The organism is Flavobacterium terrae (assembly GCF_900142035.1).
GTDB lineage: Bacteria > Bacteroidota > Bacteroidia > Flavobacteriales > Flavobacteriaceae > Flavobacterium > Flavobacterium terrae.
On sequence record NZ_FQZI01000003.1, the window covers coordinates 480316 to 492517 of the forward strand.

Here is a 12202-nt window from a genome sequence, read left to right on the forward strand (position 1 = left end):
TTTAAACTTCGACAAAAATCGGAGTTTTTTTATAGCCCCGATGGAAACGGCATCCTTTTTGTTTACAAAAAGATACAGTGCACAGCGGGAGTAAGCTCCTAAAAATATATATTTGCCAAAATTTGAACATATGAAAAAAATTACCCTTTTAATTATTGTTTATAGTTTTTTTATTGGTTGTGGTGTAAAAAGTACTCAATCGATGCTTAGCAATGGTGATTATGATGGTGCGATTTATCGTGCAGCAGAATCTCTTAAAACCAATAAAGATTCTAAAGGAAAACAAGACTATGTCTATTTAATAGAGGAAGCATTTGCAAAAGCAAAAGACCGTAATTTACGTGAAATTGACATGCTTCAAAAAGATGGAAATCCTGCAAATTTTGAAAAAATATATAACACTTATCTACAACTTAACAACAGACAGGAGAAAATTAGACCTTTACTACCTTTGTATCTAATAAAAGAAGGTAGAAATGCCTACTTTCCTTTTGACGATTATTCTTCTCAAATTGTAAAAAGCAAAGAATCACTTTCTAAATATCTTTATGACAATTCTAAAAACTTAATGAAGCAAAATGATAAAATGTCTTTTAGAAAAGCATATGACGATTTTGCTTATTTAGAAAAAATTAACCCTGGTTATAAGGATATCAAAAAGCTTATGGATGAAGCTTTTTATAAAGGCACCGATTTTGTTAGTGTTTATACGAAAAACGAAACAAACATGGTTATACCAACAAGACTTCAATCTGATTTACTTGATTTTAGCACTTTTGGTTTAGATGATAAATGGACAGTTTACCACAGTAACCGTCAAAAAGGTGTTAATTATGATTATGGCTTGATTGTTAATTTTCGACAAATCAATATTTCTCCAGAACAAATTAAGGAGCGTGAGTTTGTAAAAGAAAAACAAATTGCTGATGGCAAAAAACCATTACTTGATGCTAATGGAAACCAAGTAAAAGACGAAAAAGGCAATGTAGTTATGGTTGACAATATGAAGACAGTTCGTGCAACTATTTATGAATTCAAACAATTTAAAGCGTGTAATGTTACTGCAAAAGTAGATTATATTGATTTTAGAACAAATCAACTTATTGATACTTTTCCTCTATCTAGCGAATTTATTTTTGAATATATTTATGCTAATTATAACGGAGATAGAAATGCTTGCGACAGTGATTATTTACAATATTTTGGAAGAAGAGCCACGCCATTTCCTAGCAATGAACAAATGGTTTATGATTCTGGAGAGGATTTAAAAGCCAAACTAAAAAGTATTATCACTAGAAATAAGTTTAGAAAATAATTTTTCATATTTTTTACATAAACATCTTGTAATCAAGATGTTTTTTTTGTTTTATATGTTTTTAGTAATATTTTTACTACTAACAAAACAAAATAAACATGAAAAAAAACGTATTATTAAGTGCTTTATTGCTTCTAACAATTAAGTTACAAGCACAAGAACTTTCAAAACCCAAAGAAATTCCAGTTAAAGGAATCTTTACAAATCCAGTCGCATCTCCAGACGGAAAACATGCCCTTCTTACGCAAGAACACAATCACGGCGTATTCCTCTTAAACATCCATACACAAGAAGTAACTCCAATTTCTACAATTGGAGGAATTGGATATGGTTATACATGGAATTTAGATAGCCAAACGTTCTACTTTAAGGAAAAAGGAGAAAAAGAATACTTTTCAAATTCTAGAGTAAAATCATATTCAATTAAAGATAAAATTGCCAAAGAAACTGATTTGAATCACAACTTACTCCCTTCATTTAATGGAAAGAACGAAATAGTGGTTCATACTAACCCTTTTACATTACAAATTGAAGCTACTAATCTAAAAACACAAAAAACTTGGGCAGTAACAAATGATGAAGGGCAATACTATAATGCTATTCTTTCTCACGATGGAAAAAAAGTTGCTGTGCATAAAGGTGCTGATATTTGGGTTTACAATGTAGATGGTTCTGATAAAGGAAAACTTATTGGTCAAGGAATTGCTACTTCTTGGTCAACTGATGATAAATATCTTATAGGTTTTTTAGACGAGAGTCTAGATGGACATTCAATTAGCAATTCTGAAATTCTTCTATTTGATGTAGAAAATGGAAAAACAAAAAAACTAACTTCTACAGAAGATCAGTTTGAAATGTTTCCGTCATTATTTGGTGAAAATCAAATTATTTTTTCAGACGAAAAATCAGGAAAAATCTATGTCACAACTCTAAAACTTTAATTCATGAAACAAATTTTATCAATAGTATTCGTAATATTAACTACAATTACTCTTCAAGCACAAGTTGTAGTTATAGATCCTGGTCATGGATATGGAGCCACAACAAGTGATAATCCTGACGGAAGAACCGCAACAGAAATAGAAACCTCTTTAGATGTGGGTTTAAGAACTAGAACTTTAATTCAAAACTCATGCTCTTCTTGGACAGTACATATGACGCGTACAACTAACCTGAACAGTTGGATATCTGTAAATCAACGTGCGACTATGGCTAATAACTGGGGTGCAGATCGCTTACTAAGTATTCACTGTAACGCTGGTGGTGGAACAGGAACTGAAACTTTTTACTGTACTTATGATGATACCACTACAGCTGCTGATATCGCATTTGCGCAAAAAATTCAAAATGACATGTCTACCAACGGTTCATGGAACAATCGTAGATGTGTAGAAGATAATAGTTTCCTTTCTTATCACCTAGGTGTTTTAAGATATTCATCTGCAACTGGTTGTTTAAATGAAATTGGCTTTGTAGATTCATCAGATGCTACAAAATTAACAAATTCGACTTGGAGAGCTACTTTCGCAAATTCTTACTTTAATTCACTTAAATCTAATTTAGGCGTTACTTGCAGTTCATCGCTTCCTGGCTCATTTACATTGACTCTTACTCCAGAATGCAGTGGAACAACTTCGCAAATGCGTCTAAACTGGACAGCATCTGCTGGAGCTACATCCTATGATATTTATAGAAATGGTTCCTTGTATGCTAGTAATATAACGGGAACACAGTTTTTAAATACTTATTTAATTACTCCAGGAACTAGTTATTCTTATTATGTAAAAGCTAAAAATACTGCTGGAGGTACCAATAATTCCAATGGAACTAAAACAGCAACAGCTGTTGCTTGTGTTCCTGGTGCTTTTACTGTTAGCGCAACGGCAACATGCAGTGGTTCAACAAGTGCAATTAATGTAACATGGACAGCTTCTGCCAATGCTACTTCATATGATATTTACAGAAATGGTAATTTATATGCACAAGATGTAACAGGAACATCATTTTTAAACACTTACTTAATTACAGCTGGTACAACATATACCTATTATTTGAAAGCTAAAAACAGTGCTGGAACAACAAATAATTCAAACGGAACAAGGTCTGTAACCGCAACTAGTTGCGCTGCTAAAATTTCGGAAAATAATGATAACTTCATTACTGCAGGTGAGCCTTCATTTAAAGCGTATCCAAACCCTACTTCTGGTTTAATTTCAGTGAACTTAACTAATGTAAATTCTTCAAAAGTATCATTCTCAGTTTTTGATATTACAGGAAAAAAAGTATACAATGCTGAATCTTCAATAAAAGAAAAAGATTTTGTAACAGAAATCAATTTAGATAAACTTCCTAGTGGAACATATATACTTCTTGTTCGATTGGACAACAAAGAATATTCTCAAAAAATAGTTAAACAGTAGATGCAAAAATCCCGAGTCATACTCGGGATCTTTACTTAAATATTATTGTGGAATGATTTCTTGAAGTAATTCATTTCCATTTTTATCAAAATAAGTACAAGTTAGTTTTTGCATAGAAATTACCCATTTCTCGATTCCAGATTTAGCACAATCGTTACAAAAAGTCATATAATCTGTTTTTCCTTGCTGATGAGCTTTTAAATCTGATTTAAATTGCTCAGCATTAACAAAATCTGATACAACTAAATCATCATACTTAGATTCTGTATGTATTTTGTGTTGCTCACTTCCTTCAAAAACGCCATGTCCATCAAAGACAAATGTTTCATAACCAATTACTCCTAAACCAACTAATTCTTTTATGTAGTTAGGAAAATCGGCTCCTGATTTTACTTTAGAATGTGCCTCTTTAATTTGTGCTATTGTAAACATATTTTATTGTTTCATTTATGCCAATTCATTGTCAAGTCTTGACTCACTAAAATTAAGCAATTAAAATTAATTGTTTTGAAGAACTAAAACTTTTTCTGCCTGAAAAATATGCCTTTGATTATGATAAATTACAAAACGAAAAGTATCACCAAGTTTAATACGAATCCATTTAGTGATGCTAATTCCAGTTTTTAGTTTATTCAGACTAACTTTTTCAGATTCCTGAAGTAATTCTAGTAAACTATTTTGTTGAGAAATAAAAGTATCTATGACATTTCTGCTGAGATCACTTCCTATTGGATCAGTTTTTTTAAAGGTTTTCATTTTATTTAGTTTCGCTTTAGGTTTCATACTTTTTGCAAAATAATTGCCTAAAAGTCCCGGACGAAACTCAGATTCAAATGAAGTCTCACTCTTTAATATTGTGGTTTCAATTTCAGGAAGGTAAAAATTTCCATAAATATTTAAATGCTCCAAACATTCTAAAACACTCCAGTTCTTTGAGTTACTCCTCCAGTTAAGTTCCTCATCAGATAAATTATAAAGCTTTTGTGCAAAATCGATATTTTGAAGTGTTATTGCCCGTAATTCTGAAATTAAATCTTTAGTTTTCATTATCGTAATTTTAAACAAATTTCGGAACTACTTAATTATAAAAAATTGATTCAAATCAAGACTTTTTCAATCGTGATAAAGTCTCTGGAGTCATTCGAAGATAATTGGCAATATACTTATGTGGAATTTCTTGAAAAAGCTTTGGACTTCTTTTCAAAACTCTTGAATACCGCTCACTAAAAGACGAAATTAGCAAATCCTTTTCGCGTTCCATTTGTTGCAACACCAAATTTTCAAGAATAGAATTCCATAATTTTAAATTTTCTTCCTTTTTATTAATAAAGTCGAAAAATGTCTTTTTGGAAATAATCTTTATTGAAGTTTTTTTTATGGCTTGAATGTAAAAATCCGAAGATTCGTTAGTCAAAAAAGAATCTAAAGCAACAACCAAATCATTCTGGTAACCAAAACGGATAATTTGCTCTTCTTCCTCTTGAAGAATATATATTCTCAAACAACCTTCTTCAATAAAATAAATATTGGTATCGATAGTTCCAGCAACTTTCAGGAATTCATTTCGCTTAATAACTAACTCATTTTCAAACAAGTCATTTTCTTTGAGTAGCGATAAAATAGCTAAAGATTTAACTGCCATATTTTAAATATAGTTTTTCAAATCTTTTACTTCTATATTATCATGCGATGCATTATAAATTGCTTTGCCATCTTTTACCAAAATTAATTGTGGTGATTGGTGGGTAACATTAAAAAGAGAAGCTATTTCATTAGAAATTGGTCTAAATTCTAATAAATCTAAAAAATAAGGCTTCACTTTACCCTCTAAATCAAATTTTTTCTCAAAATTTTTCAATACAGTTCTACTGATTATACAACGTGTACTGTGTTTAAATATCAATACAGGATTTTCTTTTGATTCAGCTATAATTTCATCCAATTGATTTATCTCGTTTAAAGGAAACCATTCCATTTTTGATTCTTCTTTTTGAGGCTCGTTATTGCCAAAAATATTCTTTAAAAAACTCATATTAATTTTTTATTATTTCTAACTGCTTCCAAATTATTTTTTCGTCTTCTACAAGACTATACTTTTGATAAAATTCTAAAATCTTCTGATAACGATCTTTTAAATTAAAACCAAAATTAAAATCCATTTTCTTCAAACAAACCGAACAAAGAGTATTTGGCTTAGTATCATCTTCACTTAAACTATTAACACCATTCATTACACAAAGAGCATGAGTACAATGTTTCATTTTAAACATATGTCCAATTTCATGAGCTGATGTTTTTATAGTCCTACCTAATCCTAAAGCAAAATCTTTATTATTAGGCTCATATCGGGCTATAGAAGTCACTCCAACACCTTCATTATAAGTTGCCAATCCAAAAACATAATTCCAAGATGGCTTTGGAAATAAATCTCTGCCAGTTATAGCCATAATGACTAAAGCATCCTTAGGTTTATAATTCGAAATAACTTTTTTTATTAAATAATCTGCATTAAGTTGTTCATCACCATTTTCATTCAACCTTCTCATTTCTTTAGGAACAATATCATCTTTAATACCATTCATTTTTACCGTCTCAATATTGTAGAAAAGTCTAAGATAAACAACAGTAGCATTTACAATTGAATCCTCTTGACGAGTAAAACCTCCTATTGGTAAAATGTAAATTTTATTTTTAACATTATTAGGTTTTATTGGTTTTAACTTTTCATACTCTTCAAAGGTTTGACCAGTTTCTTCGTGTTCAGCTAACCATTCACCTGACTTAGGTGTTTCTAATGGAATATCTAAATCTGACAACTTTTCAAAATCATCTTTTGGCTTACATCCAAAAATTGACAATATTAAAATTGTCAAAAAAACATAAAACTTTATCATAATTCAATTAAAATCAGTCATTTTGTCTTGATAATACTTCCAAAACTAATTAAAATCAGTCATTTTGTCTTGATTTTTATGCTTGGAATACAAATTGTCTATTCAAAAACAAAGTTAATCAAATAACAACAACATAATACTAAAGGAAAAATTTCAATTATGAACTTAAACAATTTAACAATAAAATCGCAAGAAGCTTTGCAGCAAGCACAGCAAATTGCACAAGCCAACGGCCAGCAACAGCTGGAAAACGAACACATTTTTAAAGGAATTTTAGAAGTGGACGAAAACGTGGCGCCTTTTATCCTTAAAAAACTGAATGTCAATGTAAACCTATTCAAACAGATTCTAGACAGTACTATTCAGAGTTTCCCGAAAGTATCGGGTGGCGATTTAATGCTTTCCCGCGAAGCTGGTACTACATTAAATGAAGCCAATATCATTGCTAAAAAAATGAACGACGAATACGTTTCGATTGAGCATTTAATTTTAGCCATTTTCAAATCAAAAAGTAAAGTTGCTCAAATCTTAAAAGATCAAGGGGTAACCGAAAAAGGTTTAGAAGCTGCGATTGCAGAAATTCGAAAAGGAGAACGCGTAACTTCCGCTTCGGCTGAAGAAACGTATAACGCCTTAAACAAATACGCGAAGAATTTAAATCAATTAGCTAACGATGGTAAACTCGATCCGGTAATTGGTCGTGATGAGGAAATTCGTCGTGTGCTTCAGATTTTATCGCGTCGAACCAAAAACAATCCGATGTTAATTGGAGAACCTGGTGTGGGTAAAACTGCCATTGCTGAAGGTTTAGCACACCGAATTGTAGCTGGCGACGTTCCAGAAAACCTTAAAGATAAAGTAGTATTTTCTTTGGACATGGGTGCCTTAATTGCTGGAGCAAAATACAAAGGAGAATTCGAAGAACGTTTGAAATCCGTAGTAAAAGAAGTAACTTCAGCTGAAGGTGACATCGTTCTTTTCATTGATGAAATCCACACACTAGTAGGTGCTGGAGGTGGCGAAGGCGCTATGGATGCAGCAAACATCTTAAAACCTGCTTTAGCAAGAGGAGAATTAAGAGCTATCGGAGCAACCACATTAGACGAGTATCAAAAGTATTTCGAAAAAGATAAAGCACTAGAGCGTCGTTTCCAAAAAGTATTGGTGGATGAACCCGATACTGAAAGCGCGATTTCAATCCTACGCGGAATTAAAGAGAAATACGAAACGCACCATAAAGTTAGAATCAAAGACGACGCGATTATCGCCGCAGTAGAATTATCACAGCGTTACATTACCAATCGTTTCTTGCCAGACAAAGCGATCGACTTGATGGACGAAGCAGCTTCGAAATTACGCATGGAAATCAATTCGAAACCGGAAGAATTAGACGTTCTAGATCGTAAAATCATGCAATTAGAAATCGAAATCGAAGCCATCAAACGCGAAAACGATGAGAACAAATTAAAAGTTCTTGGATTAGATTTGGCTAATCTTAAAGAAGAACGCAATGAAATTTATACTCGTTGGAAATCCGAAAAAGATTTAGTTGATACTATTCAATCCATAAAACAAGAAATTGAGGATTTTAAAACTGACGCTGAACGTGCTGAACGCGATGGTGATTACGGAAAGGTAGCCGAAATACGTTACGGAAAAATAAAAGAAGCGCAGGAAAAATTAGATGGTTTACAAATACAATTACAAGAAAATCAATCGGATAAATCCCTGATTAAAGAGGAAGTAACGCACGAAGATATTGCTGAAGTAGTAGCCAAATGGACTGGAATACCAGTAACTAAAATGCTGCAAAGTGAACGCGAAAAACTATTACACCTTGAAGACGAATTGCACCGCAGAGTTGTGGGACAAGAAGAAGCAATCGAGGCGATTAGTGACGCAGTTCGCAGAAGCCGAGCTGGATTGCAAGATGCTAAAAAACCAATCGGCTCTTTCCTATTCTTAGGAACAACTGGTGTAGGTAAAACGGAATTAGCCAAAGCCTTAGCGGAATATTTGTTCGACGATGAAAACGCAATGACAAGAATCGACATGAGTGAATATCAGGAGCGTCATAGTGTGAGCCGTTTGGTAGGTGCACCTCCAGGATATGTAGGTTACGACGAAGGCGGTCAACTTACCGAAGCCGTGAGAAGAAAACCGTATTCAGTTGTATTATTGGATGAAATAGAAAAAGCGCATCCAGACACCTTCAACATTTTGTTACAGGTTTTAGATGAAGGACGTTTAACTGATAACAAAGGGCGTCTAGCTGATTTCAAAAACACGATCATCATTATGACTTCAAATATGGGAAGTCACATTATACAAGAGAAATTCGAGAATTTAAAAGGTGGAATCGAAGCAGCAACGGAAGCTGCCAAAACAGAAGTATTAGGTTTATTGAAACAAACGGTTCGTCCGGAATTCATCAACCGTATAGATGAAATTGTGATGTTCACACCTTTAACAGGTGAAAACATTCGTGAGATAGTAGGGTTGCAACTAAAAAGTGTTATCAAAATGCTGGCTTTACAACATATTACTATGGATGCAACTCCAGAGGCTATCACTTATTTATCCCACAAAGGATATGATCCAACTTTTGGTGCTCGACCAGTAAAACGAGTAATTCAGAAAGAGGTTTTAAATCAACTTTCTAAAGAAATTCTATCAGGAAAAGTAACAACAGATAGTATTATTTTACTAGATAGTTTTGACAACCAATTGGTTTTTAGAAATCAATCAGAAAAGTAATTCGGTTTTTATATTATTTGGTTAGGTTTTGGTTTGCCCGATTGATTTTAAATAATCAATCGGGTATTTTATTTTAAATCATTTGATGATTAAATAAAGGATTTATTCCTACATTCGAATAAAATAAAACTCCTTATTTACATATATGAACTTATTTGAAAAACAATACCACGAAGTCATTGAACTGATTGGTTTTGAAGATTACAACCAAGCTATTAAACGAATAATAGATTTTACTCTCGATACTGAAAATATAGATTTTTACAAAAAAACTAACAGTTTCTTAAACTGGAACGATAGCAATGATGATAAAATTGAAATTAAGCAAAGATTAAGTGAGTTGGCTTCGGAATTACATCAGTATCTCACAAAAAAAGAAATTAAACCTCATCAAACAATCATTTCTCTTAATGAACTTGGAAAAAGATACAATTCAAATTTTGCACTTGGACCTATCAATTTAGATATTAAATCGGGAGAAATTATAGGTTTAGTAGGCGAAAATGGAAATGGTAAAACCACATTATTAAGAAGTATTTGTGGTGAACTACATCCATCATCAGGAAGTATTAAATACCATTTTGAATACGATGACTTATTTGATTTACGAACTAAGTTAGTTTACATTCCTCAAAGAACCGAAACTTGGAGAGGGTCTATGTATGAAAATTTAGAATTTGCAGCTAGCTGTTATGGTTATACTCCTGAAGAAAATAATTTGGTTGTAGATTTAATAATTACACGTTTAGGTCTAAGAAAATTTAGAAACTACAACTGGAACGGCTTATCTTCTGGCTATAAAATGCGTTTCGAATTAGCTAGAATGTTATTGCGAAAGCCCAAAATTTTACTTATTGATGAACCATTAGCTAATCTTGATATATTAGCTCAACAAACTATCTTGGACGATTTTAGAAACATCGCTAATTCTGCATTTAGACCTATTGCAATAGTTTTAAGTTCTCAGCAATTGTATGAAGTCGAAAAAACTTCAAATCAAGTAGTTTTCTTAAAACAAGGGAGTCAACGAAATCTTAAATCTGAAGAATCACAAGAACAACATTTCATTGTTGAATTTGAAACTAATGAATCTTTAAGCACAATTAATGACAAATTAGCAAAACTTCAGTTACTTTCCTTAGAACAAAACGGAGGAACTTTAATTGCAACCTTCCCTATTAATGTTACTATTAATGACTTTATGAAAGTAGTAATAGAAGAAAACATTACAATCAACTATTTAAGAAACATTACTCATTCAACTAGAAGATTCTTCATCAAATAATATCACTCATGTTTAATAAAATTCAAAAAAAACTATTACTAAAATATCCTCTTTTATGGAACACAAAGTTTGTTCCTATGGTTTGTATTGGTTTACTTATTAATCTGCTATATTTTTTCATTGGATATGCAGACGGAGCCATTAATTTCAAGGAACGTTATGACTCTGATATAGATTTTACTTTCTTTAGTTTTTGCTTTCTTATTTCTTTAGTATTACTCATTTTGTGGTTAGTAAATTATTTTAGAAATAATTCCTTAAAATCATTTTATCCAAAGAGTAAATACAGTTTATTTTACGAATGGATTCAAATTTTGGTGATTGTTCTTCTGCTAATAGGATTTTATTTTCCGTTTGAAATTGGAAGAAAACTTCACAAAACAAGTTATTTAACAGAGACTGAAGCTAAAAAAAGATGTGAGATAATATCTAAAGCCGACTTTTTTATTGATGGAAGCTTTGGCGAAGCAGAAGTTGATTCGGTCAATTCAGTCCTAAAAGACACAGTTATCGATGGAGAACCTGTCTATCAAAATATTGTTTACAAAGATTACGTAACAATTTTTGGTAAAAAATATAGCACTACTTCACTTATTAACCGAAACATTAGAGAATTTGCTTTTTTTACAGATGCTGAAGATTCACTTCGAAAAGTTGAAGTTCAAAAAATACTTTTTAAAGACAAAAAAGATGAAGTAAAAAAAATCATGGGCGATTATATGTCAATTATAAAAGAGCATGGTTTATTAACAAATCTTACAAAAGAAAAATGGTTTAAAATAACATACAACCATCCAGAATTTAAAAAATATGAGTTAATAAACTCTTATGCCCCTAATGACAGCACAGATATTTATTCTACTAATTATTATGATGAAACTGTTGTAACTACTTCTGTTGCTGATTATGAAACAAAAAAAGAGTATTCCAAATATTTCATTGAGCAAAATACATTAAGTCACAATTATCAAGTCATTTCAAGAGCCTATACTAGTTCCATTTTTAAAGAAGATTCGCTTTTACCATTTCTATATTTTGGTTTTGGAATATCATTACTTATCTTTTCGTTTAGAGTTACTTCAGGAAAAACTTGGTTGATTGGAATTGTTACTTTAGGTGTGCTAAACTTAGTCACAGGAATTATTTCAGCAATAAGTGGTGAATTTATAACTTATACAATTTTAATTATATTATTTATTCTGGCCATCATAATTTATTACTTATCAATTTTAATATCAAAGAAAAGTCAGAATTTTTCTAAAATCGTACTCAATCTTTTACTATGGTTATTTGGCGCATTGATACCGCTAATTTATTCAACTTATTTTGAGATTTATAAAAAGTCAATTCAGCATCTAGAGTCATACTATTATGATCAACACTATATGTTTTTAAGCGACTTTGTTCCTAATATGCTATCAATTAATCTGATTATAGTTTTTGCAAGCATGTTCTTTTTATGTTCATCTATTAGGAAATGGAAAGGTATTGCTGAAGAATAAAAAAAGAGGGTTTAGTAATTAATATTTCT

Annotated in this window: 11 protein-coding genes; 6 read left to right on the top strand and 5 right to left on the bottom strand. The window is 31.5% G+C overall.

Translation table 11 applies throughout. The features are described 5' to 3' along the window. Positions 1 to 130: 130 nt before the first annotated feature. From BUC09_RS10175 to BUC09_RS10185, 3 genes are all read left to right on the top strand, one after another. Entirely contained in the window at positions 131 to 1315 is a 1185-nt protein-coding gene (locus BUC09_RS10175) for a hypothetical protein (RefSeq protein WP_073311188.1), read from the top strand. A gap of 98 nt (positions 1316 to 1413) precedes the next feature. Beyond that, positions 1414 to 2256, top strand: a complete 843-nt coding sequence (locus tag BUC09_RS10180) for a TolB family protein (RefSeq protein WP_073311190.1) — start codon at positions 1414 to 1416, stop codon at positions 2254 to 2256. A gap of 3 nt (positions 2257 to 2259) precedes the next feature. Next, on the top strand, positions 2260 to 3735 hold the full coding sequence (locus BUC09_RS10185; protein ID WP_073311192.1) for an N-acetylmuramoyl-L-alanine amidase: 1476 nt from the start codon (positions 2260 to 2262) through the stop codon (positions 3733 to 3735). A 42-nt stretch (positions 3736 to 3777) separates the two neighbouring features. Here BUC09_RS10185 and BUC09_RS10190 read toward each other — a convergent pair whose 3' ends face one another. The 5 genes from BUC09_RS10190 to BUC09_RS10210 all read right to left on the bottom strand — a co-directional run bounded on the left by BUC09_RS10190 (position 3778) and on the right by BUC09_RS10210 (position 6629). Then, positions 3778 to 4167 carry a DUF1398 domain-containing protein gene (locus BUC09_RS10190; protein WP_073311194.1) on the bottom strand — a complete coding sequence of 130 codons (390 nt, stop codon included), beginning with the start codon at positions 4165 to 4167 and terminating at the stop codon, positions 3778 to 3780. A 66-nt stretch (positions 4168 to 4233) separates the two neighbouring features. Beyond that, the gene (locus BUC09_RS10195; protein ID WP_073311196.1) at positions 4234 to 4782 is read right to left on the bottom strand and encodes a DinB family protein; all 549 of its coding nucleotides are present in this window, start codon (positions 4780 to 4782) and stop codon (positions 4234 to 4236) included. Positions 4783 to 4837: 55 nt separating this feature from the next. Beyond that, the gene (locus tag BUC09_RS10200) at positions 4838 to 5377 is read right to left on the bottom strand and encodes a Crp/Fnr family transcriptional regulator (protein ID WP_073311198.1); all 540 of its coding nucleotides are present in this window, start codon (positions 5375 to 5377) and stop codon (positions 4838 to 4840) included. Positions 5378 to 5380: 3 nt separating this feature from the next. Next, positions 5381 to 5767 (bottom strand): bacillithiol system redox-active protein YtxJ, encoded by a 387-nt coding sequence (gene ytxJ, locus BUC09_RS10205; RefSeq protein ID WP_073311200.1) that lies wholly within the window; start codon positions 5765 to 5767, stop codon positions 5381 to 5383. A gap of 1 nt (position 5768) precedes the next feature. Then, positions 5769 to 6629 (bottom strand): archaemetzincin, encoded by an 861-nt coding sequence (locus tag BUC09_RS10210; protein WP_073311202.1) that lies wholly within the window; start codon positions 6627 to 6629, stop codon positions 5769 to 5771. Between the two features lie 159 nt (positions 6630 to 6788). On the opposite strand from BUC09_RS10210, the gene clpB reads away from it, so the two are divergent. The 3 genes from clpB (at position 6789) to BUC09_RS10225 (ending at position 12173) form a co-directional block, all read left to right on the top strand. Continuing rightward, positions 6789 to 9386, top strand: a complete 2598-nt coding sequence (gene clpB / locus BUC09_RS10215; RefSeq protein ID WP_073311204.1) for an ATP-dependent chaperone ClpB — start codon at positions 6789 to 6791, stop codon at positions 9384 to 9386. Between the two features lie 145 nt (positions 9387 to 9531). Beyond that, a complete protein-coding gene (locus BUC09_RS10220) occupies positions 9532 to 10671 on the top strand; it encodes an ABC transporter ATP-binding protein (RefSeq protein ID WP_073311205.1) in 1140 nt (379 codons plus the stop codon). Positions 10672 to 10679: 8 nt separating this feature from the next. Then, the gene (locus BUC09_RS10225; protein WP_073311207.1) at positions 10680 to 12173 is read left to right on the top strand and encodes a hypothetical protein; all 1494 of its coding nucleotides are present in this window, start codon (positions 10680 to 10682) and stop codon (positions 12171 to 12173) included. Positions 12174 to 12202 lie beyond the last annotated feature (29 nt).

Coding starts and splice junctions, on each gene's coding strand:
- BUC09_RS10225 (WP_073311207.1), top strand. CDS start 10,680: ATGTTTAATAAAATTCAAAAAAAACTATTACTAAAATATCCTCTTTTA.
- BUC09_RS10185 (WP_073311192.1), top strand. CDS start 2,260: ATGAAACAAATTTTATCAATAGTATTCGTAATATTAACTACAATTACT.
- BUC09_RS10190 (WP_073311194.1), bottom strand. CDS start 4,167: ATGTTTACAATAGCACAAATTAAAGAGGCACATTCTAAAGTAAAATCA.
- BUC09_RS10180 (WP_073311190.1), top strand. CDS start 1,414: ATGAAAAAAAACGTATTATTAAGTGCTTTATTGCTTCTAACAATTAAG.
- BUC09_RS10200 (WP_073311198.1), bottom strand. CDS start 5,377: ATGGCAGTTAAATCTTTAGCTATTTTATCGCTACTCAAAGAAAATGAC.
- BUC09_RS10210 (WP_073311202.1), bottom strand. CDS start 6,629: ATGATAAAGTTTTATGTTTTTTTGACAATTTTAATATTGTCAATTTTT.
- BUC09_RS10175 (WP_073311188.1), top strand. CDS start 131: ATGAAAAAAATTACCCTTTTAATTATTGTTTATAGTTTTTTTATTGGT.
- ytxJ (WP_073311200.1), bottom strand. CDS start 5,767: ATGAGTTTTTTAAAGAATATTTTTGGCAATAACGAGCCTCAAAAAGAA.
- BUC09_RS10220 (WP_073311205.1), top strand. CDS start 9,532: ATGAACTTATTTGAAAAACAATACCACGAAGTCATTGAACTGATTGGT.
- BUC09_RS10195 (WP_073311196.1), bottom strand. CDS start 4,782: ATGAAAACTAAAGATTTAATTTCAGAATTACGGGCAATAACACTTCAA.
- clpB (WP_073311204.1), top strand. CDS start 6,789: ATGAACTTAAACAATTTAACAATAAAATCGCAAGAAGCTTTGCAGCAA.